26 protein-coding genes and 1 other annotated feature are annotated in these 24,571 nt (G+C 40.7%); of the genes, 11 read left to right on the top strand and 15 right to left on the bottom strand.

Annotation, left to right across the window (positions count from 1 at the left end):
• Positions 1-45: 45 nt before the first annotated feature.
• Positions 46-1,218: an endonuclease Q family protein gene (locus tag P4V41_RS09000; RefSeq protein ID WP_328084750.1), complete on the bottom strand. Its 1,173-nt coding sequence runs from the start codon at positions 1,216-1,218 to the stop codon at positions 46-48.
• A gap of 22 nt (positions 1,219-1,240) precedes the next feature.
• Complete coding sequence (locus P4V41_RS08995) at positions 1,241-1,789, bottom strand: NUDIX hydrolase (RefSeq protein WP_328084508.1); 549 nt, start codon at positions 1,787-1,789, stop codon at positions 1,241-1,243.
• A gap of 98 nt (positions 1,790-1,887) precedes the next feature.
• On the opposite strand from P4V41_RS08995, the gene mciZ reads away from it, so the two are divergent.
• Both mciZ and P4V41_RS08985 read left to right on the top strand, forming a co-directional pair.
• Positions 1,888-2,022: a Z-ring formation inhibitor MciZ gene (gene mciZ, locus P4V41_RS08990; protein ID WP_066395881.1), complete on the top strand. Its 135-nt coding sequence runs from the start codon at positions 1,888-1,890 to the stop codon at positions 2,020-2,022.
• Positions 2,023-2,150: 128 nt separating this feature from the next.
• Positions 2,151-3,062 (top strand): aldo/keto reductase, encoded by a 912-nt coding sequence (locus tag P4V41_RS08985; protein ID WP_328084507.1) that lies wholly within the window; start codon positions 2,151-2,153, stop codon positions 3,060-3,062.
• Between the two features lie 48 nt (positions 3,063-3,110).
• On the opposite strand, the gene P4V41_RS08980 is transcribed toward P4V41_RS08985, so the two are convergent.
• From P4V41_RS08980 to P4V41_RS08965, 4 genes are all read right to left on the bottom strand, one after another.
• Complete coding sequence (locus tag P4V41_RS08980) at positions 3,111-4,280, bottom strand: thiolase family protein (RefSeq protein WP_328084506.1); 1,170 nt, start codon at positions 4,278-4,280, stop codon at positions 3,111-3,113.
• 88 nt (positions 4,281-4,368) lie between these two features.
• A complete protein-coding gene (locus P4V41_RS08975; RefSeq protein WP_328084505.1) occupies positions 4,369-5,022 on the bottom strand; it encodes a CoA transferase subunit B in 654 nt (217 codons plus the stop codon).
• Between the two features lie 16 nt (positions 5,023-5,038).
• Entirely contained in the window at positions 5,039-5,731 is a 693-nt protein-coding gene (locus tag P4V41_RS08970) for a CoA transferase subunit A (RefSeq protein WP_328084504.1), read from the bottom strand.
• A 44-nt stretch (positions 5,732-5,775) separates the two neighbouring features.
• Positions 5,776-6,975: an acetyl-CoA C-acetyltransferase gene (locus P4V41_RS08965; RefSeq protein WP_328084503.1), complete on the bottom strand. Its 1,200-nt coding sequence runs from the start codon at positions 6,973-6,975 to the stop codon at positions 5,776-5,778.
• A gap of 146 nt (positions 6,976-7,121) precedes the next feature.
• Here P4V41_RS08965 and P4V41_RS08960 point away from each other — a divergent pair, with 146 nt between their 5' ends.
• Complete coding sequence (locus P4V41_RS08960) at positions 7,122-8,027, top strand: hydroxymethylglutaryl-CoA lyase (protein ID WP_328084502.1); 906 nt, start codon at positions 7,122-7,124, stop codon at positions 8,025-8,027.
• A 20-nt stretch (positions 8,028-8,047) separates the two neighbouring features.
• Here the strand turns inward: P4V41_RS08960 and P4V41_RS08955 are convergent, their stop codons facing one another.
• The gene (locus tag P4V41_RS08955) at positions 8,048-8,386 is read right to left on the bottom strand and encodes an iron-sulfur cluster biosynthesis family protein (protein WP_328084501.1); all 339 of its coding nucleotides are present in this window, start codon (positions 8,384-8,386) and stop codon (positions 8,048-8,050) included.
• Between the two features lie 5 nt (positions 8,387-8,391).
• A complete protein-coding gene (locus P4V41_RS08950) occupies positions 8,392-8,937 on the bottom strand; it encodes a PadR family transcriptional regulator (protein ID WP_328084500.1) in 546 nt (181 codons plus the stop codon).
• 166 nt (positions 8,938-9,103) lie between these two features.
• Between P4V41_RS08950 and P4V41_RS08945 the strand changes: the two genes are divergently transcribed.
• Complete coding sequence (locus tag P4V41_RS08945; protein WP_328084499.1) at positions 9,104-12,265, top strand: efflux RND transporter permease subunit; 3,162 nt, start codon at positions 9,104-9,106, stop codon at positions 12,263-12,265.
• Positions 12,266-12,546: 281 nt separating this feature from the next.
• On the opposite strand, the gene P4V41_RS08940 is transcribed toward P4V41_RS08945, so the two are convergent.
• Positions 12,547-13,200, bottom strand: a complete 654-nt coding sequence (locus tag P4V41_RS08940; RefSeq protein ID WP_328084497.1) for a TVP38/TMEM64 family protein — start codon at positions 13,198-13,200, stop codon at positions 12,547-12,549.
• A 93-nt stretch (positions 13,201-13,293) separates the two neighbouring features.
• Here P4V41_RS08940 and P4V41_RS08935 point away from each other — a divergent pair, with 93 nt between their 5' ends.
• Complete coding sequence (locus P4V41_RS08935; RefSeq protein WP_328084496.1) at positions 13,294-13,542, top strand: HPr family phosphocarrier protein; 249 nt, start codon at positions 13,294-13,296, stop codon at positions 13,540-13,542.
• A gap of 231 nt (positions 13,543-13,773) precedes the next feature.
• Here P4V41_RS08935 and P4V41_RS08930 read toward each other — a convergent pair whose 3' ends face one another.
• On the bottom strand, positions 13,774-15,171 hold the full coding sequence (locus P4V41_RS08930) for an N-acetylmuramoyl-L-alanine amidase (RefSeq protein WP_328084495.1): 1,398 nt from the start codon (positions 15,169-15,171) through the stop codon (positions 13,774-13,776).
• Between the two features lie 139 nt (positions 15,172-15,310).
• Here P4V41_RS08930 and P4V41_RS08925 point away from each other — a divergent pair, with 139 nt between their 5' ends.
• Entirely contained in the window at positions 15,311-16,042 is a 732-nt protein-coding gene (locus tag P4V41_RS08925) for a ZIP family metal transporter (RefSeq protein WP_328084494.1), read from the top strand.
• 69 nt (positions 16,043-16,111) lie between these two features.
• Here P4V41_RS08925 and P4V41_RS08920 read toward each other — a convergent pair whose 3' ends face one another.
• Together P4V41_RS08920 and P4V41_RS08915 are read right to left on the bottom strand one after the other, a co-directional pair.
• Entirely contained in the window at positions 16,112-16,441 is a 330-nt protein-coding gene (locus P4V41_RS08920) for a YolD-like family protein (protein ID WP_328084493.1), read from the bottom strand.
• 15 nt (positions 16,442-16,456) lie between these two features.
• Complete coding sequence (locus P4V41_RS08915) at positions 16,457-17,713, bottom strand: DNA polymerase thumb domain-containing protein (protein ID WP_328084492.1); 1,257 nt, start codon at positions 17,711-17,713, stop codon at positions 16,457-16,459.
• A 164-nt stretch (positions 17,714-17,877) separates the two neighbouring features.
• On the opposite strand from P4V41_RS08915, the gene P4V41_RS08910 reads away from it, so the two are divergent.
• Positions 17,878-18,078 carry a YqzH family protein gene (locus tag P4V41_RS08910; RefSeq protein WP_328084491.1) on the top strand — a complete coding sequence of 67 codons (201 nt, stop codon included), beginning with the start codon at positions 17,878-17,880 and terminating at the stop codon, positions 18,076-18,078.
• Positions 18,079-18,448: 370 nt separating this feature from the next.
• Here P4V41_RS08910 and P4V41_RS08905 read toward each other — a convergent pair whose 3' ends face one another.
• Positions 18,449-19,240: an SDR family oxidoreductase gene (locus P4V41_RS08905; protein WP_328084490.1), complete on the bottom strand. Its 792-nt coding sequence runs from the start codon at positions 19,238-19,240 to the stop codon at positions 18,449-18,451.
• A complete protein-coding gene (locus P4V41_RS08900; protein ID WP_328084489.1) occupies positions 19,237-20,214 on the bottom strand; it encodes an MBL fold metallo-hydrolase in 978 nt (325 codons plus the stop codon). Before P4V41_RS08900 ends, P4V41_RS08905 begins: the two co-directional genes overlap by 4 nt.
• Positions 20,215-20,310: 96 nt before the next feature.
• Positions 20,311-20,520, top strand: a binding site (T-box leader).
• 48 nt (positions 20,521-20,568) lie between these two features.
• On the opposite strand from P4V41_RS08900, the gene proC reads away from it, so the two are divergent.
• A complete protein-coding gene (gene proC / locus P4V41_RS08895) occupies positions 20,569-21,387 on the top strand; it encodes a pyrroline-5-carboxylate reductase (RefSeq protein WP_328084488.1) in 819 nt (272 codons plus the stop codon).
• Between the two features lie 3 nt (positions 21,388-21,390).
• Here the strand turns inward: proC and P4V41_RS08890 are convergent, their stop codons facing one another.
• Entirely contained in the window at positions 21,391-21,729 is a 339-nt protein-coding gene (locus P4V41_RS08890) for a DUF3889 domain-containing protein (RefSeq protein ID WP_328084487.1), read from the bottom strand.
• Between the two features lie 141 nt (positions 21,730-21,870).
• Between P4V41_RS08890 and P4V41_RS08885 the strand changes: the two genes are divergently transcribed.
• The 3 genes from P4V41_RS08885 (at position 21,871) to namA (ending at position 24,548) form a co-directional block, all read left to right on the top strand.
• The gene (locus tag P4V41_RS08885) at positions 21,871-22,050 is read left to right on the top strand and encodes a hypothetical protein (protein ID WP_328084486.1); all 180 of its coding nucleotides are present in this window, start codon (positions 21,871-21,873) and stop codon (positions 22,048-22,050) included.
• Positions 22,051-22,694: 644 nt separating this feature from the next.
• The gene (locus P4V41_RS08880; RefSeq protein WP_328084485.1) at positions 22,695-23,453 is read left to right on the top strand and encodes a glycerophosphodiester phosphodiesterase; all 759 of its coding nucleotides are present in this window, start codon (positions 22,695-22,697) and stop codon (positions 23,451-23,453) included.
• Between the two features lie 36 nt (positions 23,454-23,489).
• The gene (gene namA, locus P4V41_RS08875; RefSeq protein WP_419181300.1) at positions 23,490-24,548 is read left to right on the top strand and encodes an NADPH dehydrogenase NamA; all 1,059 of its coding nucleotides are present in this window, start codon (positions 23,490-23,492) and stop codon (positions 24,546-24,548) included.
• Positions 24,549-24,571: the final 23 nt, after the last annotated feature.

Here is a 24,571-nt window from a genome sequence, read left to right as displayed (position 1 = left end):
CGAATCTCTTAATCCTATTCTATGAATCAGTGGAGAAGGTATGTCTTATTTTTTACTTTTACTAGGATGGTTTACAATCACTTTTCCGTAAGCTCCACCACCACCGTTTTGTACAGAAAGCTCTCCGTTTCTAGCAAATAGTATTTGTTCAGCTATAGCTGGTTTAACAATTTCCTTCAGTTGATCTTGTGTAGAAGAATGTATGATATCCATGTCTGTTCCAATCGCTTCACGCAGTTTCAATAAAGATTTAGGACCTAACCCTGGTATGAACTCGAGCGGAATTTGATGGATATAAGGAGGTCTGTTTACATTATTTTTGGTTGACCCTGTTCCTTGGAGTTCATTAATCCGGTCATTAACTCCCTTTATGAACTTCCTACGTCCACATTTTACGCAGTTCTCATTGGTTGGAAGATATACTTCTAAACATGATTCACAAACCGAATTATAGTATTTTCCGAGATACGGATTGAGACCATAATTTGCAATAATCTCTCTCCCGTTCTTATTTTGAAGAGCCATTTTAAATTCTTTAAACGATGGTTCCTTTAAGGAAAGCATTTGATATTCACGTGCGATTTTCTCTAATGAATGGGCATCAGAATTCGTTAAGAAGGTGAATGAAGAAAGCTCTTCAAGCCGAGATGCCATCTCGGTATTTGAACTTAAACCTAGTTCAACCCCATCTATCATAGCTGGGTCTAACACTTCTGTTAGAGAAGAACCTACTCCTTTTCCGTATAAACTTTTAAACGGAGTAAAAATATGAGCGGGAATAAATAGTCCACCTAAATTCTTCACAAACTTCTGAAGTTCACGAGCACTGCCGTACATCCGTTGAGAGCTTAGATGGATGTTCTTCATTCGAGGTGTTAGCCATGCACTTAAGTTCTCCATCGCAGCAATACTAGGCATATAAACAAGAACATGAATCGGTCCTTTACAATATTCATCATTAATTTCGATTTCGGCTCCTGGTATGAGTGTTAAGCCATCAATTGATAAACCGCCTTCTTCTAGCTCTTGCAAGTATCCATCATGTTTAAGGTCTATTAATTCCTGAAGTACTTCAGGGGAATGACAATCAATGATTCCTATGACATCCATACCTTTTACATGTTTGGCTACACGTAGGATATTACGGAGTGTCAAGGATCTTGAACCTGTAATCTTAACCGCTTTACCCGTTCGAGATGCGCCGATATGTATGTGCATATCGGCAAAGAACTGTAGAAGTTTATTTTTTAAGTGCACGAGTTAACTCCATATACATGACACTGTAAGCTGTTTTTGCATCGTGAATTTTTTCTTGTTTCATTAATTCTTTCGCTTCATCTACGCTTATTTCAAGTACATTTAAGAATTCATCATCATCTGTCATCTGATCACCTTGCTTTGTAAGAGTGTTCGTATAGTACAGATGGATTAATTCGTCTGCAAATCCTGGAGAAGTGTAGAAGGATCCTATGGACTCCAAAGATTCACAAGCAAAACCCGTTTCTTCTAGCAATTCACGTTTGGCACATTCTAAAGGATCTTCTCCTTTTTCAAGCTTACCTGCTGGAATTTCAATGATCGTCTTTTCGAGTGGTTTGCGGAACTGCTCTACCATCAACATCTTACCTTCTTTTGTTACTGCTAATACGGCTACTGCTCCAGGGTGTTTAACAATCTCTCGTTTCCCTAACTCTTTATTAGGTAGTTCTACTTCTTCAATATATAGATCAATTACTTTCCCACTGTATATCTGTTCTTTGCTTACTGTTTTTTCATATAAGTTTTCCATTTTCCACACTCCAATGGTCTATTTATCTTCTTTTCTACATAAAGTCTATCATACTTTGGAATACTGCATTTAATAGGACCATGAGGGAGGCATAGCAGATGAAGATCTATCTTCAACCTAAAGGAATCACGCTCGTAGGTAAGGCATGGCAGATCAAATATATGCTACAAAATTATAGTAAGCAGCATGAACTTGTTCAAGACTGGATCAACGCCACTTCTCCGAAAAAATAAACGCACCTTGACGGCTGACGATGTGAATTTTTTATTCGCATCTTTTTTTGTGCGGAGTTTTTTCTTTTTCCAGGGCATTATGATAGGTTTAGGACAGAAACAAATCGAATGAAGTAGAGGTGAAAAGGATGAAGAAAAGAAGATTAGGTTCTTCTGATCTGTATGTGAGTGAACTAAGCTTAGGATGTATGTCACTTGCTCCTGAGCTTGGGAACGAGAACGAGAAAATCGTGAAGACTGCGCTCGATCATGGTATTAACTATTTTGACACAGCCGATTTATACGGGTTTGGGTGGAATGAAGAGTTTATTGGCAAAACACTAAAAGATGTTCGACAAGACATCATTCTTGCTACAAAAGGCGGAAATGATTGGAGTCAACACGGGGATGGTTGGAAATGGAATCCTTCGAAAGCTTATATTAAATCTGCGTTAAAGGATAGCCTGAAACGTCTACAAACCGATTATATTGACCTTTACCAACTTCACGGAGGGACGATTGATGATCCGCTTGATGAAACGATCGAGGCTTTTGATGAACTCGTGTCTGAAGGATATATCCGTTATTATGGGATTTCATCAATAAGGCCAAACACCATTAAATATTTTGCAGAGAACTCGAATATTCAAAGTATTATGATGCAATACAGTTTATTGGATAGACGTCCTGAAGAACTGTTTCCTTATCTGGATTCAAAGGATATTAGCGTTATTGCCAGAGGTCCTGTTGCAAAAGGTTGGTTGAGTGAAAAAGCATTTCAAAAGAGTGCTGACGGTAAGTTTCTTCATTACAACGGCGCTGAAATACAAAACAGGATCGAGAAGTTTAAAGATGTCTTAAGTGATAAGAACATCATACATGCAGCTTTGCAATATGTGTTGCGACAAAAGCCGGTGGCAACTGCAGCTGCTGGTGCAAGCTCTGTTGAACAACTTTTAGAAAATATTAAAACCTTTAACTCTACACCTTTAAGTGAAGGGGAGTTAGAGTCATTGCGCTCCCTTTTTCCAGCTGAAATCTATGATACACACCGAGAATGATTCAATTGAAAAAGTCCCGCTGAAGCGATATCGCTCCACGGGACTTTTTTATACTAGTTTTAGTAGCATCGCAATTCCTTGCCCACCACCAATACAGAGGCTTGCTATTCCATACTTTTCTTGCCGTTGTTTCATTTCATAACTCAATGATAGCAACAGTCTTGCACCACTCGCTCCTACAGGGTGACCGAGTGCAATCGCTCCTCCGTTTACATTCGTTTTTTCACGATCTAACTGTAATTCTTTCTCTACAGCTAAATATTGAGAACTAAATGCTTCGTTGATTTCAAACAAACCAATGTCATCGATGGAAAGACCTGTTTTTTGCAGCAGTTTCTGAATCGCAGGTACTGGCCCAATTCCCATCACCGATGGATCGACCCCTGTTACTGCCCACGAAACGATCTCTACGAGCGGTTTTAAACGTTTTTCTTTAACCGATTTCTCGTGAGCAAGAATAAGCGACACGGCGCCATCGTTAATAGAAGACGAATTCCCTGCTGTAACTGTTCCGTCTTTTTGAAAAGATGGTCTCAACTCTCCAAGCAAAGAAACAGATGTTTCAGGTTTGATCCCTTCATCCTCTGTAAAGAGAGCTCCGTTTTTTAAAGGTACTGAAACGATCTCTTTATTAAATCTTCCACTCTCTCTAGCTTCAGCCGCTTTTCTATGACTTAGACTTGCGAACTCATCTTGATCTGCTCTTGTAATGGAATATTGATTCGCTAAATTTTCAGCTGTTATCCCCATGCCACACCCGATATATTCATCACTTAACGTCTGAAGAAGCATATCATCAAACGTGATCGGACCAAACTTTTGATTATGAAACCGGTGGTGAAAAGAAACGTGCGGCGACTGCGACATATTTTCAATGCCTCCAGAAAGCGCTATCCCTTCTTCCTGATCACGTAGGTTCTGCATGGCTGAAACGACTGCTTGCAGGCCAGAGCCACATAAGCGGTTGACGAGCATGGCAGGAACATCTGATGGCACTCCTGCTTTTAGGGCAGTATGTCTCGCTACATATGCGGCATTCTTGCTCGAATGAATAACATTACCATAAACTACATCCGTTATATCTGCTGGGGAAATATTGGCACGTTTCATCGCCTCTACCGCAGATATCTCACCTAGGTCTGTCGGACTTACACCGGTCAATGATTTTCCATATGATCCGAACGGCGTTCTAGCCCCATCTATTAGATAGATAGCCATGTTGTAGCACCTCTTTATTTAAAAGATTAAGAACCTTGTATTAATCATAAACTTTCTTCGTAACATGACATTTAGCGAAAAGGTCTTATTAATAAGCGTTTAGCTTAACATCCTCTGCAACAGTTAGCTTTGCCTCGGTGGAATTTACTACATCTTCTACGGAGTATCCTTCTGCTACTTCTCTTAAAACGAGACCTTGATCAGAAACGTCCATAACAGCACGGTCTGTAATGATTCGTTCTACGACACCTTTACCTGTAAGGGGAAGCTGACATTGTTTTAAGATTTTACTGTCACCAGCTTTGTTCACATGTTCCATGATGACGATAATCTTCTTTGCTCCATGCACAAGATCCATCGCCCCGCCCATTCCTTTTATCATCTTTCCTGGAATCATCCAGTTGGCTAAATCTCCATTCTCTGAAACTTCCATTCCGCCTAATATCGCGATATCAATGTGACCACCGCGAATCATGGCAAACGACTCAGAACTGTCAAAATATGAAGCTCCTTTAATAGCCGTTACTGTTTCCTTCCCTGCATTGATCAGATCGGGGTCAACCTCACTTTCAAGCGGATAAGGACCGATCCCTAAAAGGCCGTTCTCTGACTGTAGCACAACCTCTTTATTGTCGGAAATAAAATTAGCTACCATCGTTGGCATTCCGATCCCTAAATTTACGTAGAATCCTGACTCGATCTCTCTTTCGGCTCTTTTTGCAATTCTTTCTCTAATATTCATAATGGTCTCCCTCCTCTTACCCTTGTTTTACAGTGAGTCGTTCAATGCGTTTTTCTTGAGTTCCGACAATCATTTTTTGTACATATACACCTGGTGTATGTATGTAATCCGGGTGCAGATCACCGATCTCAACAATCTCTTCCACTTCAGCAATCGTCACTTTTCCTGCTGCTGCAATCATCGGATTAAAATTACGAGCTGTTTTGTTATAGATCAGGTTCCCTGCTTTATCTCCTTTTGCTGCGCGAATCAAGCTGAAGTCAGCTACAATTCCTTCTTCCAGCAAATATTCCTTATCGTTAAACGTACGTGTTTCTTTACCTTCAGCAATCGGTGTTCCTACTCCAGCTGGTGTGTAGAACGCTGGAATTCCTGCACCGCCTGCTCTAATTCTTTCAGCAAGTGTCCCTTGTGGAATCAAGTCTACTTCTATCTCACCTGATAATACTTGTCTTTCAAACTCTTTGTTCTCACCCACATAAGAACCTACCATCTTTTTGATCTGTTTGTTTTTTAACAGAAGGCCGAGACCCCAATCGTCCACTCCACAGTTGTTCGAAATGACGGTAAGATCTTTCGTTCCTTTTTCTACTAGTGCTAAGATTAAGTTTTCAGGAATTCCAACAAGCCCGAAACCCCCTACCAAAAGTGTAGATCCATCTTTTATATCTGCTACAGCTTCAAGTGCTGAGTTCAATATTGGTTTCATTTTTCTCTCTCCTTTTCATGCGATCATTTTCTTTAATCAGTCACTTACTTTTCTTCGTTCTCAAAGACCGATGCTACCCCTTGGCCACCACCAATACAGAGTGTTGCAAGTCCTCGTTTTGCATTTCTGCGTTTCATCTCATGAAGCAATGTCACGACAATCCTTGCACCACTTGCTCCGATTGGATGCCCGAGTGCGATCGCTCCACCGTTCACATTTAATTTTTCTTTATCAAATTCAAGATCCTTACCAACCGCTAACGATTGACTCGCAAATGCTTCATTTGCTTCAACAAGATCAAAGTCATTCATGCTTAACTCAGTTTTCTGTAACACTTTCTTAACGGCTTCCACTGGTCCGATGCCCATCACTTCTGGTGCAACACCCGCGCTCGCGTTTGCTTTTACGACGGCAATCGGTTTCAGTCCTAGTTCTTCGGCTTTCTTTCTGCTCATCACAACAAGTGCTGCAGCACCGTCATTGATGCCTGACGCATTACCTGCTGTTACCATGCCATCTTTCTTAAATGCAGGGCGAAGTTTTCCTAACTTTTCAGCCGTTGAACTCGGCTTTGGATATTCATCTGTATCAACTATAATCGGATCACCTTTACGTTGAGGAATCTCAACCGGTGTGATCTCGTCATTAAATTTCCCTTGTTCTTGAGCTTGTGCACATTTTCTTTGGCTTTCCGCTGCGAACTCATCTAGCTCTTCACGAGACAATAAATGGGTCTCACATAGATTTTCCGCTGTAATTCCCATGTGATAATCACCAAATGCACACCATAATCCGTCTTGAATCATGGAATCTACCATAGGAGCGTTACCCATTCGAAGTCCATCTCGTGCTCCGTTCAAAAGATAAGGAGCTTGGCTCATGTTTTCCATCCCGCCGCAAACGATAATATCTGCCTCATCCAGCCAGATCGCTTGGCACGCTAGATGAATAGCCTTAAGACCTGAACCGCATACTTTATTGATCGTCATACTGGATACCTCATTCGGCAATCCAGCTTTAATGGCTGCTTGTCGGGCTGGGTTCTGTCCGAGGCCAGCCTGCAGAACATTTCCCATGATGACTTCATCTACTGAATCATGTGGGATACCCGCTTTTTTTAATGCATCTTTAATCGCGATTGCTCCTAAATCTGTTGCGGCAACATTTTTGAAACTTCCCATAAAGCTTCCGATCGGCGTTCTGACAGCGCTTACAACTACTGCGTCTCTCTCCCTTGAAACCATGACTAGTCTCCTCCTTGTAGATCTCTTTTTAAATTTCTGAAAATTCCTTTTTATCATACCATAACAAATTAAATGTGTTGCAACTGACGATTTTTTTTAGTTAAAATAACAGTAGGAAAACGCTTTCGAGAAAGGGGTTTACACTAGTGGACTTACCTGAACGAGTTACGCTTATAGAAGTCGGGCCGCGAGATGGCCTTCAAAACGAGAAGAATTTAATACCTGCAAAGAATAAGATAAAATTCATTTCACTCTTAAAAAATGCGGGGTTTCAAGAAATGGAGCTCACCTCATTCGTTTCACCGAAATGGGTTCCTCAAATGCAAGATGCATCTGAAATTATCGACAGCTGCCTTGATGAACATCGAAACTTTGTCCTTGCTCCAAATCAAAAAGGAATCGAATTAGCTGTCGAATCTGGAGTCAAACATATTGCTGTATTCGTAGGTGTCAGTGATACGTTCAATAAGAAGAATATAAACAAATCAACAGAAGAGAGCATGAACGAACTAAGACCTCTTATTGAAGATTTAAAGCGCAGAGGATTTTTTGTGAGAGCTTGTATATCTACTAGTTTTTATTGCCCGTTCGAAGGAAAGATCGATGAACAGGACGTATTAAAAATTTGTCTGGACTTTGAAGAGATGGGTGTTGATGAACTGAGTGTGGCAGACACGATCGGTATGGCTAATCCCTCAGAGTGTCTTGAACTGTTCACTCTTTTAAAACATCATCTGCGCGGGACAACACTTTTAACCGCTCATTTTCATGATACGAGAGGAATGGCTCTTGCTAACATTTTTGCGAGTCTTCAAGCTGGCATCGACCGCTTCGATACATCTGCTGGAGGACTTGGCGGTTGTCCGTTCGCACCAGGAGCCTCAGGTAACGTGGCCTCTGAAGACGTTGTTCACATGCTTTCTCAGATGGGAATATCAACAGGTATCCATCTAGACAAACTGCTTGAAGCTGCCGCCTACATATCTCCTCTTCTTTCAAAACCAGTTTCAAGCAAACAGTTTCAACTGTTAAAGAACGTTCCTCAACATTAACAAAACAAAACACGGGCTTCTTACATGCCCGTGTTTTGCTTTGTTCTATCGTAATATTTCATTGAAGGATTCAACGTCTCTCCAGGGCTTTTTAATGAAAAGTGATTGCCAGAAGGAGCATCAATCGTCATCTTTTCAGCAAAGAAAACAGCTGTATTGTACTCCATGAAAAGATCTGGACCATTCGTCTCAATTTTTGTATCGTTGTCCTCTATCTGATCGACTAAGACAAGAGCAGCAACACCACTTACTACGCAACCGCAGCCTTCTGTATCATGTTTGAGTTTCAGGTATCCTGTTTTTCCCTGTATCTTTTTTTCCAATCGGGTCAATGCTGCATCTGTAAATAAAATGTCCATATTGCTTATGACTCACCTTTCTTCTTTAGAACTTTAATCGCCCAGTTACACCATGATAACCAGCTTTCCATATATCGAATGCCGTATTCACTTGTTAAAAACTCGCCAAGTTCGTTTTTTCCATACGTTCCTTTTGGAAAATGCTCTTCTTGCCATTTTTTCGTCATCATCAGTCCCATCTGATGATGTTCTTTACTCTTTTCTAAAAAAGCAATCGCTTTGTCAATTGGTATAAAATGAAACATGGATACCCTTAATAGCAAATCGTCTTTCAGCTTTGGTACATTTACTGGTTTATTCAGCATCCATTCAAGCAGCTGTTCAAAACCTTTGTCCGTAATTGCATATATCTTCTTATCAGGATAATCACTCTGCTGTACGGTCTTAGATTGTGTGAGTCCCTCTTCTTCCATCTTTAAAAGTTCTCTATAGATCTGCGTGTGATGAGCTGTCCAAAAATGAATAACTGTTTCTTTAAATTGCTGTGTTAGCTCGTAACCTGTTGCTTCATTTTTCGCCAATAAACCTAACAGCGCATACCTTAACGCCATTTGATACCCTTCTTTCTTTCTGTACTGTTTTGCATTGTAACACATTTTTCACAATTTTTTTATCCTTAATACTTGATATAAATCTTATACAGCTATTATATTATAGATAAACACATATGTGAAAATACACATATGAAAAATAAAAACATACGTAGGAGAGGAAACAATGAACTGGTTAACACGATTTAGTTTAAAAAATCCAGTAGCAATATTCATCTTTTCATTTTTACTTATTGTTGGTGGAGTCTTCTCGTTCACGAATTTAAAAGTGGACCTGCTCCCAAATGTTGAGTTTCCACAACTGACCGTTCAAACCGTTTATCCAGGAGCATCTCCTGAAGATGTGAACGAACAAGTAACAGACAAACTTGAAACTCAATTGAAGCAAGTAGAGGATGTAAAAACCGTTAAGAGTTCTTCAAACGAAAGTATATCTATCATCAGTATGGATTTCCCTTTTACCGCAAATATGGATGAAGTAGAAGATCAAGTCAAATCCATTATTTCTGAAACGGAGCTCCCTGAAGATGTAGAACCGGAGGTAAGTCGTTTCTCATTTGGAACCATTCCTATCTACAATATTTCTCTATTCCCTGAAAAAGAAGGAGAAAACATTCAAGCATTCGTTAATGACGAATTGGTTCCAGAACTTAAAAAGATTCAAGGTGTGAACAACGTTTCTGTAGGTGGTGTTAAAGAGACATTCGTCTCAATCACACTTGATAAAGAAAAAGCAAAAGAAGCCGGCATCACCTTAAACGCCGTTAAAGAAGCGATCAACAGCCGTGACCTTTCATTCCCTGCTGGTACCGTAACCGATGACTCGATTACAGTTCCGGTTCGTGTTGAAGAAGTGGTCGATACGGTTGCTGAACTTAAGGAGATTACAATTCCCTCAAGTCAAGGCGCACCTGCACAATCTCCAGGTGGAGCTGACGGCGGAGCGCCTGGTGAAACAGGTCAACCTGGAGCTCCAGGTGCTCCAGGCGGACAAAGCGCACCTGGTGGAGCACAAGCAGCTCAAGCACCCGCAAGCTTAAAGCTTGGTGATCTTGCTGAAGTTAAAGAAACAGATGATGTTAGTGAGATTACAAGATATAACCAAAAAGCTTCACTCTCTATGGCCGTAACAAAGAAACAAGATGCAAATACGGTCGAAGTTGCTGACAAAGTACTAGAAGTCCTGAACAAGAATAAATACGATGATAAGTTAGATTATGCTGTTGGTTTCGGCCAGGCAGAAGGTATTAAAGATTCTGTAAACACACTTGTTAAAGAAGGATTGTTTGGAGCATTATTCGCTTCATTAGCAGTACTTATCTTCCTTCGAAACTTTAGAGCAACCATCATTGCGATCATCTCGATCCCGCTTTCACTGCTCGTGTCAGCTATCTTCCTAGACCGTCTTGATATCACATTAAATATTATGACACTCGGTGGAATGGCAGTTGCCGTCGGACGCGTTGTAGATGATAGTATCGTGGTAATCGAGAATATCTTTAGAAGAATCCGTAAAACGGATGGTGACTACGACCGTGATGAGCTGATCATTGACTCCACGCGTGAAATTTTAAAAGCGATCGTATCTTCTACGATTACAACCGTTGTTGTATTCTTGCCACTTGGTCTTGTCGGTGGTATTACAGGTGAGTTCTTCTTACCGTTTGCCTTAACCGTTGTATTTGCATTATTAGCATCACTGATCGTTGCTGTTACGATCGTACCTATATTAGCAAAATATGCGTTTAAAACCGTAAAACCAGAAAAGAACGATGGTCCGTTGCAGCGTGGTTATGAAAAATTGATCAAAGCCTCATTGAACCATAAAGTTCTAGTTCTTCTCACTTCATTCATTCTTTTAGGCGGATCTTTCTTCCTTGCAACAAAGCTTGGAATGGTGTTCCTGCCGAATGAAGAGCAAAAAACATTAACGATTAACGTTGAATTACCTGCAAGTACAAACGTCACAAAGACGAACGAAGTGTCTTTAGAAGTTGAAGAGTACCTCTCTAAGCGCGATACTATTGAAGATGTAACAGCTGGTATCGGTTCTCGTGATTTCCAAACCGGTCTTAAGCGTCAAAATGTTGCCAACTATTTTGTGAACCTCAAAAAAGAAGCAAACATTGATACAGAATTAAGAGAGCTAGAAAAAGATATTAAAGAGATCACAGACGAAAAAGCAGAAGGAACCGTAATCAGCTTGCAGGAAGTTTCAAGCGGCGGGCCTCCAGCTAATAACGAAGTCAATATTGATCTATATTCAAACAACTTAGAAGATCTGCAAAAAGCAGCAAGTGATGTTGAAGAGTACATGAAGACGATTGATTCGATCAAATATGTATCCAACAACTTTAAAGATACGCAAAAACAATGGGCTGTTGATATCGATACCGAAAAAGCAGCTGAAAAAGGCGTATCAGGCTTCGCTATTCTAGGGGCTGTATCAGATGTAACGAAACCTGTTGAAGTAGGAGAACTTACATTAGACGGCGATCAAAAGAATGTGAAAGTTGAATATGACGAAGCAGTTAAATCCCTAGATGAGATCAAGGACCTTACTGTATTCGGTTCATCTGGTCCAGTTAAGATCTCAGACGTTGCTGAAGTTACAGAAAAAGATACAGTAACTGGAATCCAAAAGCTTGATGGTAAGATCTATGCGCAAGTCTCTGCACAAGTAAAAGGAGACAACGTTCAAAAAGTAACACAAGACGTTATTAAAGGCGTTGAAGGTAATGTAGACCTTCCTTCTTCTGTATCCACAGAAGGTGGCGGAGGAAGCGAAGAAACGATGGATACGTTCAAAGATCTTGGTCTTGCGATGTTAGTTGCGATCGGTCTCGTTTACTTAACGATGTTGATCACGTTTGGTCGAGCACGCATTCCGTTCATCATCCTTTCTTCCCTCATATTCGTTCCTGTTGGAGCAATCGGAGGATTATACTTGATCAATGAACCATTGTCTGTAAGTGCGATGATCGGAATACTTATGCTGATCGGTATCGTTACGACGAACGCGATCGTATTAGTAGACCGCATCGGACAAAACCGTGAAATTAAAGGTATGCCGGTTCGCGAAGCATTATTAGAAGCTGGTAAAACTCGTTTACGTCCGATATTAATGACAGCATTTGCGACAATTGCAGCATTAATTCCACTTGCATTGACAACGTCGTCAGGAACGCTTATCTCTAAAGGATTAGCAATCGTTGTTATCGGTGGTCTAACAACTTCAACACTATTAACATTGATCATCGTACCTGTTCTATATGAGTTATTCTTCAGAAGACAGGCCAAGCGTGAAAAAACGAAATTAAACGCATAAAAATAAGAGTACAGCCTAGGTTTTACTTACGGTTGTACTCTTTTTCATATTCTAAAGAACTACATGTTTCTCACGTTTTTGCACATCAGGACTTAAGACCCTGTTTTGGTCCCCTTACTTATGGGAAATATATCAGCAATCATTTCTTTGAGGAGGCTTACGGCTATGAAGCAAATCTGCTCTCAAAAAGTGAAAGTTACTGCTAAATATAGTTAATAAAGCCATTGAAATTATGCAATCTGCTTAGAAACTTAATACCCAATGAACAACATCCTTAAGACCTATAATCCTACCTTTGCTTTCATCTTCTTCTTAAAAATCAGGGGTAGACCGACTAGAACAAATAAAAGAGTCGTGCCGATCCAAACGACTTTTTTGCTTCCCGACGTCATGGAGGTACCTAAATACGTGTAAGCGATTGTTCCAGGAATGATCCCAATTGCTGTAGCTATCGCATAGTCTTTAAACTTCACCTTTGTTAATGACGTTAAATAGCTTACCAAATCATAATTTAGTACCGGAAGCAACCTTAACAATAGAACGAAACGAATACCTTCTCTTTCAATTTTATTTCGTACTTTTTCGTAGTTTTCGTTTTTCCATTGTTTATTTTTCTTAAAACGGCCAAAGCGGTTGATCGCGAAATACGTAAGGAGTCCTCCTCCTAGCGATCCGAGATATGTATATAGACATCCCCAATAAAATCCAAAAGACAAACCGCTTGTTATGGCAAATATGGAAGATGGAAATAACACAAACGGCCTCAATGTATAAAGCACAACAAAGATGAAAGGTGCAATCCATCCCCACTGAACGATCCAATTTCTAAATTCTTCAGGACTAAATCCCTTATAATTTTTTTGCAACCAGAGAAATAAAATGATTATTCCCGCAGCAAATAACGAAAGATATAGCCATTTTTTTGTAGGTTTCATATTTCCTCCATGTAAAAGTTTCATTTAGTTAGCATTTTTCCTTCTTATGCACATATCCATACATAGTGTGATTGGCAAAGGAGGTCATCTATTATGATTGTAAAAGCAACTCGGCCTATATATGCAGAGCGTGCTGCTAAACTTGTTGAATTAACAGGCAGTTTTACAGAATCTATCTATGTGCAAAAAGGAGACCGAACGGCCGACGGAAAGAGTTTTCTCGGTATCATCGCATTATCTATCTACCCAGAGGATCTTGTTGAAATTATTTGCGACCCGCCTAATACTGAGCTAAAAGAAAAAATACTTTCGTCTGGACTTTTTGCAAGCTGTAAATCTTAATCTTATTGTTTTTATCATTATTTTATAACATGCTACTCCTTTTTGGCTAATTCTTCCTTACTTTAATAGTGTGGCTCGAAGAAATTCGCACCCCAATGCAAATTGTTCGCCGCAACATAAGTAGGAAGTTTATGAAATATGATTAAAAAATAAGACTTCGCATGTAGTTGTATCTCATGCGAAGCCTTATTTTTTTGCTGTTTAAAATGAAACACTCGCAAAATCCATTTTTTACAATTCGTTCAGTACTGCATTTATAGAGTTAATTCTTGTTTGCAGCGGTCTTTTCGCCTCATCTAGCATTTTTTTATAAATCTCCAATATCTTTGTACTGTACGTTGTGCCTGGAATGGCCCATTTTCCGTTCAATTGCGCCCAAGTTATAGCACTGCCTCTTTGGACATATTGAAACCTAGGATCAGCAAGTGGATATTGTGTTGGTAGGGGCTGTGTAGAGCTATAAGCAAACAAGTGCTGGATGTGTGCTAAAACACCTTCTTGAGGAGTCTTAAACACGGCTGATTCGTTCTTACCTGTGGCACCGATTCCTGCATAATTATTCTGAGAAGCCTTAACGTTTCCTTCAAAGCGGAAGTACCCTGTTTCCTGAATAGCCTGAGCGAATGCTACATCCCCTCTGACTCCGTACGCTTGTCCGATCTGAACGTAAAGAGCAGCTACAGATGGCGCGTTGGGATTGACTTTCTTTACAAACCCATCCATTTCTTCTGCAGATAGCAACGATGAGCCTTGTATAGTCAGTCCCTTTGGAGGCTCTGGATTTGGCTTTGGCGGTTCTTGGACTGGCGGCGGCTCACTTGTATTTTTCTCTACCACATAAGCATCCGTTACACCATGTGAACGAATCTTTTTAGCAAAATCCTCTGCGTATTCTCTATTCTGAAAAGCTCCCGCTTGAACTCTGTAATAGGTTTTGTTTCCGCTGTCTATTTCATCAATAAAGGCTGTAACGTTTTGTTTAGCTAGAATCGATACACGATTAACCGCGTTCTCTTTTTGTTCGAACGCACCTGCGATTACATTAAAGATTTGTGTTTGTGTAATCTGTACCTGTTTTTTGGGAAGTGAAAGACTTTGTGCGATTCCTTTTGCAATTGCCACAGATACGTCATTTTGAAAATCTTCTCTTTTTAAAATAGTCAAGTTTTTCTCATTATCCATGAAAAGTACTTCTAATAACACAGCAGACTTTTTCGTTTCACGAAGCACGTGAAAATCAGCTTGTTTTTGCCCTCTGTCGCGCGCACCGTACTTACTCATAACAGCCGCGACTGATGCATGTAAAACATTTTGTATCCTTTTCGTTTCAACACCTGCACGCTGGTGCACATAGCTTTCAAAGCCTTCTCCTCCGCCAATATTCTGGTGGATAGACACAAACAGCTCTGCATTCTTGCTGTTTGCTAAATTCGTTCTTTCCTCTAATGATACAGTTGTATCATCCGCTCGGGTCATGATGACCGTCACCTCATAGTTGTTTTGAAGATTAGCTTGTATTTTTTTGGCGATTGCCAGATTATATATTTTCTCAAAATGCTCTTTGTTTACCGCTCCTGGATCATTACCTCCATGGCCCGGGTCAATGATTATGACTTTCAAAATTGTCACCTTCTTATTTCTCCGATAGAAGCGCATTTTAAAAATGAAAAATGGCGCTTACTTCTATTAAAAAGGATTTGGCGGTATACTAAAAGAGCCATATGACTATTTTTATAAAATTGGATATTTGACTAAGGTGGGTAACAGAATGGAAGCTGCTTTATTTGGAAGTGTTTTATCTGCATTAGCAACCGGTTTTGGTGCACTGCCTGTTCTTTTCTGGTCTCAGGTAACTCACCGGTTTCGCGACATACTGCTTGCTCTTACCGCAGGTATCATGGTCGCTGCTTCAACGTTCAGCTTGATTCCTCAAGCTCTTGAACTATCAAATTTAACCGTACTTACGATTGGTATTACACTCGGTACTTTAACACTCTTGCTGTTAGAAAGGTTCGTTCCACACGTTGATCTCGATCATTCTAAGATTTTTAAAGGCATTGATTCGAAGGCTATTCTTGTGATTGCAGCAATTACACTGCATAACCTGCCTGAAGGGCTCTCTGTAGGTGTCAGTTATGCTAGTGAAAATACAGGTCTTGGCGGTTTGATCGCTTTTGCAATCGGTCTTCAAAATGCACCAGAAGGGCTGCTTGTAGCACTTTTTTTAATTCATCAAAAAATGAATAGAATAAAAGCGTTCTTTATTGCAACGTTAACGGGAGCGGTTGAAATCGTTACGGCGATGCTTGGGTATGTTCTTACTTCATATGTAGAGAATCTTGTCCCTTATGGTCTTTCTTTTGCAGCCGGTGCCATGCTCTTTATCGTTTACAAAGAACTCATTCCTGAAAGCCATGGCGATGGTCACGCTCGCTCTGCTACATTATCATTTATTGCCGGGCTCTTGATCATGATTTACTTAACTCAAATCTTTGGATAATAATAAACAGCAAAAACTATCTTCTGTTAGTTTTTGCTGTTTTTTTTGATGCCTATATTTCTTATGTGTCTATGCGTATTCAACGTCCATAATGTCAGTCACTTTTAAGATATGCATTCTTTTCTCTTCATTTAACACCCTAAACTCTTTTTTATATTCGTCTATATAATGCACATGGCCTATGAGCTCGAGCACCCTTCCTTTTTCAAAATACGTAAATTTCAGCGCTTGGTTCTCTTCCATTGCAACACAGATTGTCTCATTAAATTCTTCGTACTTTTGTTCATCTAATTCTGGCTTTTTTCCGTAGTCCAGACCGTCCTGATGCTCTCTTAGCATTTTCACATGCTCCGGCAGCATCATCGCTGTCCACTTAATCGTTCCTCTGTCACGAATCACCGTTCTTCCGCCCCCTTATGCCTTATGTCCGCCTAAAAGTCGGCTTCTGTATAATGCTGTTCCTCCTTTTGTATAAGAAACAGCCCGCAGAAGAGAGTTGGAGCCGTATTTTTGCCGAATATCATCCATGACATAGCCGATCTTTCTTTTCTTTGGATGGTCTAGAGAAAACAAAGTAAGCTGTGTTTCTGTATCTTCACAGACGTTAGAAAGAGCGATTGAAATCTTACGCACCGTCTCTCCCTGATAAAAGGTTCCAAGAAGCTCTAGACACACTTCATACAGCTCCATCGTAATATTAGATGGCTGATCGATCGATTTAGAGCGATGAAAGCCGCCGCCACCCTCATCTTTGCTGTATCCTAACCCAAAACTGATCGTCCGTCCTGCTTTTCTTGCTCTTCTCGCACGTCTGGCCACTTCTTCACACATCTCCAAAATAACATGCTTGATCTCCGTTATATCCGTATAGTCCCGAAGTAAAATCTGACTTTTTCCGTAGCTGACCTGACCTTGCATGATGGGCGCACCGATTTCAGACAGATCGATGCCCCATGCATGATGATAAAGCTGATTTCCCATGATCCCGAATTTTTTCTCCAAAAGTTCAAGAGGATAATGCGCGAGGTCACCGACTGTTACAATCCCCATCCTGTTTAAAGTCCGCTCTACTCTTGAACCAATCCCCCACATCTGACTTAGTGGAGATAGAGGCCATAGTTTCTTCTCTACATCTTCATACCCCCACTGTGCTACTCCTTTTTTCTTCGCTTCAAGATCGAGACAAAGCTTTGACATGAGCATGTTCGGGCCGATTCCAATCGCACATGGCAATCCAAACTCTCGCCAGATGTCACGGCGGATCCTCTCAGCAAGTTCTTGTGCACTTCCCCATAACCTTTCTGTTCCGTCAGCTTGAAGAAAACTTTCATCCACGCTGTATGTGTGAATTGACTCTGGCGGAACATAGCGGTGCAGCATCTTCGTAATCTCCATCGACCTTTCTAGGAAATAAGCCATCTGCGCGTTTACAACTATTATGTTTTTATTCTTTGGAATCTCAAACAGCCGATTCCCCGTACGAATACCAAAATCAGCCTTTAATCTCGGTGATGCTGCAAGCACAACGCTTCCCTGTCTCTCCGTATCCCCTACAACTGCCAAATGACATGTCAGCGGATTTAATCCTAAGCGAACAGCAGCACAGCTTGCATAAAAACTTTTCATATCCATACATAGGATGGTGCGCTTAGGCATTTCATCATAGTTCATTCGACACACCCCTTTCTCTTTTTTACGAACACCTGTTCTTTATATGTATACCCATTTTAACCGAATGTATGTTCTTATAACAATGGTAATTTTTTCAGCAAATTTCGCAGATTGACGTTTCTAAGCCAAAAGTCTAGGATTTATAGGGAAAGACAGGTGAAGAAATGAACCGCTTATTGCTAAGAAAAATGATTCAACAATCGTTGAAGGATTATTTATGGGAAGAAGAAGATTGTATATTAACGGATGAAGAATGGAGAAGTCTCGAAGAAGAAGTGTTACGCCAGATGCATGAGGCAGATCAAAATGAGGCTGTTTACAGCATCATTCAGGACGCTGTATATGATTATTTTGCAAACAAATAAACAGGTCCGCCGTTAGGTGAGGGAACCTGTTTATTTTGATGATGGTGTGTGAAGTTTGGACTGTGATCGATGAGGTTTTAATCGGTAATCCATGATTTCGGGCTGCAATTCACGAGTTTTGGGCTTCAATCCACGAGTTTTGGACTCCAATCCACAAGTTTCTGGCTTCAATCCACGAGTTTTGGGCTTCAATCCACGAGTTTTGGACTTCAATCCACGAGTTTTGGCCTTCAATCCACGAGTTTTGGACTTCAATCCACGAGTTTTGGGCTCCAATCCACGAGTTTTGGACTTCAATCCACGAGTTCCGTCACCAGCTCTAAAAGTCTTACAACCTTCAATTTTGTTTACATAATAATATTATTGAAACTTACTTCTGTCTAAACGATTTCCCACCTAGTGTCTCAATCAATTTTGGCATCACTTGATACATCGTGCTTCCTACGTTCATCCACCATGGCAGGTTGATCTCACGAACGGGACGCTCCATCGCTCTAACGATTTTTTCTGAAACATGTGAAGGCTGAAGCATAAGCTTTTGAACGTTTTTAACGTAATTACCAGACTGATCAGCAAGTGTAAAGAAGTTGGTCGCGATCGGTCCAGGGTTGATGGTTGTTACGTCTACCCCTTTGTGTGCGACTTCCAAACGCAACCCGTTTGAGAATCCTAACACAGCATGTTTCGTTGCTGCGTACACGCTGGATTTTGGTGTTGAGATCTTACCGGCCTGAGAAGCAATATTCACGATATGACCGCTTCCTCTTTGAAGCATGTGAGGTAGAACAGCTCTCGTACAAGCCATCAGCCCAAGAACGTTCGTTGAAAACATCCCTTCGATATTTTCCCATGGCGAATCAACAAACTCTTCAAAAATGCCATAACCCGCGTTGTTCACTAAAATATGTATGTTTTGATGTTCACGAAGGATCGCTGAAAAAACTTCATCAACGCTGTCTGTGTTCGAAACATCTAAAATGTAATAAGGCGCTGTTACATTCGTAGCTTTTAAGATCGCTTCCTGTACCACTTTTAGCTGATCTTCTCTTCTTGCAGTAAGGATTGGAGTTGCTCCTTTTTTAGCAACATCCATAGCAAGGTGAGCACCGAGTCCCCCTGATGCTCCTGTTATCAACACGACTTTATTTCTTAATGTACTCATCTTATAACTCCTGTTCTGCGATAATGTGATATCTTGTTCTCTTCCTCTACTCGCACTCTACCTTCTGCTTGAAGCAGATCGAGGTGCCCAACAACTTCGGAAACTACTAATCCGAGCTGCTTTTCATATAGCTTTGGAAACAGACGCTGACACAGTTCAAAAACGGTTAACGGCTCATCGCTCAAAAGATGTTCAAGCGCTTTTGCACGCTCAGTATGATCGTGTAAGCGTTTTGTGATCAACTGTGTTGCATTCGCAAATGGCTCTCCGTGTCCAGGGTATACCTTTTGTAAGTTCAGCGTGTATAGGTATTGCAACGTCTCACGGTATTGAAGCAATGTTCTTGGCCGCTCGGTTTCATTCAAAGCAGGAGGTTCTAATAGGGCATTAGACGAAATATGAGGCAGCAGTACATCCCCACCGATTAAAATGCCGTCTTCTTCATGATAGAGAGAAAGATGATCTGGGGCATGACCGGGCGTCTTTAAAAAGATAAATCCCTCGTGACCAGGCACTTCATCGCCAGGTAAAGGCAGAGCGTCTGGAACAAACGCACTTGAGAACGTACGATACTTTCGCAGCTTTAAAAGTTCTAATCTTCCAAGAGCATCAGGGACTCCGAAAGAATGATAGAGATTCGTATAAAACATTTCTCCTTGTTCAATAAAATGACTGTCTCCACTCACGTAAGGAACAGCTTCTTTAAGCATGAGGGTCTGAACGTCATTGTCTTGAATCTCTTTTGATAGGCCCGCATGATCAGGATGGTAGTGAGTGCAGATATAATAATCTAGATCTTTAAAAGTGAGCCCGTGATCCTTAAGAGTATAGATGAGCTGTTGTCTGCTTTCTTCGGTTTTTGTTCCGGAATCAACAAGCGTAACCGCATCACTTTTTAGGAGGATACAGTTTACAGGACCTACATCAAATGGTGTAGGAAGAGTAATCGGGATAATTGCTGTTTTTTGATTCATCTTTTCCTCCAAATAAAATAACTAGTTGACATACATATAGAAATCATAGCATAATGTTTTTTAAAATATAAAAGAAATGCCAAATATGGCCAATAAATAAATGCGTTGAAAGGGATTAGTAGGTAATCTCCTCCGTTTAGAGAGTGGAATCCATAGGCTGCAAGATTTCACCGTAAAGGAATTACTGAACCTGCCCTGGAGCAATCTGGAGAAATCTGGCGCAGTTCTGCGATATAGACATCTTGAGCGGGCAAGCAATCATGCCAACAAAGGTGGTACCACGGATCACTCCCATCCGTCCTTTATATAGGACTGGGAGTTTTTTTATACTCAAAATTCTGGGAGGGATTACCCGTGGGAACAGAAAAAATAACGTTTATTGGTGCCGGATCGATGGCTGAGGCCATTATGGAAGGATTGATCAAAAAAGAGAAATGGCAAGCTGATTTAATCACAATAAAAAATCGAAACAATATACAACGAGTCAGTGAGCTACAAGTTAAGTATGGTGTAGTACCCGCTGCAACGATAGAAGAAGCTGTTGTTGATGCTGATATTATCATTCTTGCAGTGAAGCCAAAAGATGCGCATAATGCAGTGAACACCATCAAGCCGTTTGTTAAGACTCATCAGCTGATCATTTCTGTTATGGCTGGTATATCCACTGAAACGTTAACAGATTGGCTTCAACTTCAAAACCCTATCATAAGAGCAATGCCAAATACATCCGCATCGATCGGACATTCTGCTACTGCACTCTCCTCAGGAATATATGCAGAGCAGTTCCATATTGAAAAATCTCTCGAGCTGTTTGAAACAATCGGAACGGTTACACTTGTACCAGAAGAAAAACTTCATATCGTTACAGGCCTCTCAGGAAGCGGTCCAGCTTATGTTTACTATATTGCTGAAGCTATGCAAAAAGCGGCTGAAGAATTAAATCTTTCCGAAGAAGAAGCAAAGACTTTGATCTCTCAAACGCTTTTAGGTGCTTCACTTATGCTTAAACAAACAACAGATTCCCCAATCGAGCTTAGAAGAAAAGTAACTAGCCCTGGCGGTACGACTGAGGCGGGAATCGGTAAACTAGAGCAATACGGAGTTCAAGACGCCTTTTTAGCTTGTATCAAAAGAGCAGTAAAACGGTCTGAAGAACTTGGGAGAATGAACTAATCGTTAACGGGCTGTCTCTTGAAATGAAATGGTTTTAAAAACACCGCCTGGAGTTAGCGTGATTGAAATAATAACTCCCTTTTCCGAAGAACCTTTCTTGATCCAAAGCTTAAATCTTTCGACAATATCTTCATTTTGAGTGATCGTTCTTCCAACATATAAATAATCTACGATATCATAATCGGGGTAGCGTTTCCCTGTTTCAAAAACAGCGAGCCTTCCCCATTTTGCATAAGCGGGTTCTTGTACCCTTGCACTTTCTGCTGAGACTGTAATCGGAAGTGAACTACACACTAGAAAACCGGCCATGATCAAGCAGAATAACTTGATAGAAACCTTCATCATATCAACTCCTTTTCGTTATTTTGCACCAATTCTCTGATTTTCTCTGCAGAAATTGACGATTAGAAAAAATTGACAAGCCCTTTACTTTCTCTTTATCATCTAAGTAGAAGCTAGAGCTAGATTTAGGGAGGGATTTGTGTGACCGAAGTTGAAATTTCCCAAAGATACCTTGAATTGCGCGTTCAGTTTGAAAAATTTACAAAACGATCTCTTACTGACAAAGAGCTTGTTTTTATCCACTGGCTGACAGAAAAAGGAGCCACTGTTGAAGAACACAACAGAGATGAAAAAAAGAAGCGTTCTAGACGCAGAAAATAACTCACCCTTCCTCTACAAACAGGAAGGGTTTCTTTCATTCTGGCTATAACTTTGTTCCTAATGAAAGTGGTTGATTTCCGTTTCAGGTGCTCCCTTTCCGCGGGGCGACCTGTGAGCCACTTGCCGCTTTGCGCCTTTAAGTGTCTCACCTGACCGCTCGTCCCGCAGGAGTCTCGCACCTTTCACTCCAATCAACCTAATCAGTGATGGGTATAGTTAATGCTTGAGGCACTTAGGAACCTTAGTTTATAAGTCAAACTAAAGTACAATAACTGAAAAAAACCATCTTGATAAAAGATTGAATAGCAGGCTGTTTCCTTTTTCCTCTTCTTCATGCGAGGTGATTGAAGTGATAGTTGCGGACTCTTATAGGACGAGCGGTCAGTTCGAAATGTAGAAGTGGTTCTCTCAACTTTTGACCTCGAGGGGCTAGCAACTACAACTAGACAGGTGGAGACTCCTAAGGACGCGTAGAAGCAGTGGCTCACCGTCTGCTCCGCGGAAAGCGAGCATCTGGAACAGAAATCAACTACTACCGAAAGAAACAAAGCTTACAAAAACAGTCTTACGAACCCTTTCATTTTATCTCCGTTTTCATTTACCTTATACTGTCTATATCTTTTTTATGAAGGGAGCTTACATGCTTGACCTATATATTTGCTCACAGAGGATCTAGTAAGGATTGTCCAGAAAACACAATGGCTGCATTCCAAAAAGCATTTAAAGATGGCGCTGATGGGATCGAGCTTGATGTGCAGCTTTCTAAAGATGGGGTAGCGGTCATCATTCATGATGAGAAAGTAGATCGGACAACTAATGGAAAAGGTTATGTTGTCGATTACACCTATGATGAACTTTCACAATTAGATGCATGCAGCTGGTTTTCAAAAAAATTTAATAAAGAATCCGTTCCTTCTCTTCAACAATTTTTAGAATGGATAACACCACTCCCAATGTTGCTTAATATTGAATTAAAAAACAATATCGTAGAATACAACGGGCTCGAGGAAAAGGTACTTCAATTGTTGCAACACTACGGGATGATGGATCGAACAGTGATTTCGTCATTCAATCATTATAGTCTAGTCAAGATCAGAAGATTGAACAAATATGTACAGACGGCGCCTCTATATTCTTCTGGATTATTTGAACCTTGGGAGTATGTGAAGGCCGTTTGTTCACAAAGTGCACATCCCAACTATAAATCTCTTCACCCTTACATCATGAAAGGCTTTAAAAGAAATAATATTCCTGTTCGTCCCTATACGGTTAACAGTAAGAAGTGGATGAAGTATTTTTTCGAGTGGAATACTGAAGCGATCATAACCGACTATCCGATTTTAGCAAGAGATGTGTTGAACAGCCTTTCACCACATTCCAAGAGCAGATTTCTTCAAAAATAGTGATTAAACGTACTACAATGAGAATGAAAAGTAATGATGCTCAAAAAGCTTGTCTTAAAGAAAAAGGAGTTGTTTTATATTCAACCGTTATTGTTTCAACCATTGACCATCCGTGATGTAACGTTAAAGAATCGGATCGTCATGTCACCTATGTGTATGTATTCTTGTTATGAACAAGATGGAGTTGTGACTCCTTGGCACATGACTCATTATACGTCTAGAGCAATGGGTCAAACCGGGCTGATCATGACAGAAGCAGCAGCGGTAAGCCCACAAGGAAGAATAAGTGCTGAAGACTTAGGAATTTGGGATGACAGCCATGTAGAAGGTTTGTTTCAACTCGTTTCATCTATTCAGGAAAACGGCTCAAAAGCAGCGATTCAAATCGCCCATGCAGGACGCAAGGCTATGATAGACGGACCGATCATCGCCCCCTCTGCTATCGCGTTTTCTGAAAAAATGAAGACACCAGAAGAAGTGTCACTTCAGCAGATCGAAGAGACCGTGAATCAATTTCGAAGTGCAGCAAAAAGAGCGAAGACAGCAGGATTTGATGTAATCGAGATCCATGGGGCGCATGGATATTTGATCAATGAGTTCCTCTCCCCTCTGTCTAACAGAAGAACTGATTCTTATGGAGGCAGCCAAGAAAATCGCTACCGATTCTTACAAGAGATCATTGCTGCTGTCAGATTAGAATGGGAAGGCCCGCTGTTTGTTCGTATTTCAGCGAATGATTATCACCCAGAAGGAAATACACCCGAAGATTTTGTGACCTATTCGAAGTGGATGAAAGAAGATGGTGTCGATCTTATTGACTGCAGTTCAGGAGCTGTTGTACCTGCGAAGATTCCGACGTTTCCTGGCTATCAAGTTCCTTTTGCAGACAAGATTAAAAATGAAGCTGGTATCGCAACCGCAGCTGTTGGCTTGATCACAACAGGCCGGCAGGCGGAAGAAATCTTACAAAACAAGCGAGCTGATCTTATTTTTATCGGTCGTGAGTTTTTGAAAGATCCATATTGGCCCCGATCAGCCGCACAAGATCTTGGAACAGAGATTGAAAGCCCAAAACAATATGAACGTGGTTGGTAAGCATTAAAAGCTGGCTCTTTAAA

Origin of the sequence: Fictibacillus nanhaiensis, assembly GCF_036213205.1 — a bacterium.
Lineage (GTDB): Bacteria > Bacillota > Bacilli > Bacillales > Fictibacillaceae > Fictibacillus > Fictibacillus nanhaiensis_E.
Note: the sequence above shows the minus strand (reverse complement) of the source record. Positions and strands in the feature narration are given on the sequence as shown.

Bases quoted from the DNA above. Each gene is read 5' to 3' on its own strand.
- P4V41_RS09000 (WP_328084750.1), bottom strand. From the start codon at position 1,218: ATGCACATACATATCGGCGCATCTCGAACGGGTAAAGCGGTTAAGATT.
- P4V41_RS08995 (WP_328084508.1), bottom strand. From the start codon at position 1,789: ATGGAAAACTTATATGAAAAAACAGTAAGCAAAGAACAGATATACAGT.
- mciZ (WP_066395881.1), top strand. From the start codon at position 1,888: ATGAAGATCTATCTTCAACCTAAAGGAATCACGCTCGTAGGTAAGGCA.
- P4V41_RS08985 (WP_328084507.1), top strand. From the start codon at position 2,151: ATGAAGAAAAGAAGATTAGGTTCTTCTGATCTGTATGTGAGTGAACTA.
- P4V41_RS08980 (WP_328084506.1), bottom strand. From the start codon at position 4,280: ATGGCTATCTATCTAATAGATGGGGCTAGAACGCCGTTCGGATCATAT.
- P4V41_RS08975 (WP_328084505.1), bottom strand. From the start codon at position 5,022: ATGAATATTAGAGAAAGAATTGCAAAAAGAGCCGAAAGAGAGATCGAG.
- P4V41_RS08970 (WP_328084504.1), bottom strand. From the start codon at position 5,731: ATGAAACCAATATTGAACTCAGCACTTGAAGCTGTAGCAGATATAAAA.
- P4V41_RS08965 (WP_328084503.1), bottom strand. From the start codon at position 6,975: ATGGTTTCAAGGGAGAGAGACGCAGTAGTTGTAAGCGCTGTCAGAACG.
- P4V41_RS08955 (WP_328084501.1), bottom strand. From the start codon at position 8,386: ATGGACATTTTATTTACAGATGCAGCATTGACCCGATTGGAAAAAAAG.
- P4V41_RS08950 (WP_328084500.1), bottom strand. From the start codon at position 8,937: ATGGCGTTAAGGTATGCGCTGTTAGGTTTATTGGCGAAAAATGAAGCA.
- P4V41_RS08945 (WP_328084499.1), top strand. From the start codon at position 9,104: ATGAACTGGTTAACACGATTTAGTTTAAAAAATCCAGTAGCAATATTC.
- P4V41_RS08940 (WP_328084497.1), bottom strand. From the start codon at position 13,200: ATGAAACCTACAAAAAAATGGCTATATCTTTCGTTATTTGCTGCGGGA.
- P4V41_RS08935 (WP_328084496.1), top strand. From the start codon at position 13,294: ATGATTGTAAAAGCAACTCGGCCTATATATGCAGAGCGTGCTGCTAAA.
- P4V41_RS08925 (WP_328084494.1), top strand. From the start codon at position 15,311: ATGGAAGCTGCTTTATTTGGAAGTGTTTTATCTGCATTAGCAACCGGT.
- P4V41_RS08915 (WP_328084492.1), bottom strand. From the start codon at position 17,713: ATGAACTATGATGAAATGCCTAAGCGCACCATCCTATGTATGGATATG.
- P4V41_RS08910 (WP_328084491.1), top strand. From the start codon at position 17,878: ATGAACCGCTTATTGCTAAGAAAAATGATTCAACAATCGTTGAAGGAT.
- P4V41_RS08905 (WP_328084490.1), bottom strand. From the start codon at position 19,240: ATGAGTACATTAAGAAATAAAGTCGTGTTGATAACAGGAGCATCAGGG.
- P4V41_RS08900 (WP_328084489.1), bottom strand. From the start codon at position 20,214: ATGAATCAAAAAACAGCAATTATCCCGATTACTCTTCCTACACCATTT.
- P4V41_RS08890 (WP_328084487.1), bottom strand. From the start codon at position 21,729: ATGAAGGTTTCTATCAAGTTATTCTGCTTGATCATGGCCGGTTTTCTA.
- namA (WP_419181300.1), top strand. From the start codon at position 23,490: ATGCTCAAAAAGCTTGTCTTAAAGAAAAAGGAGTTGTTTTATATTCAA.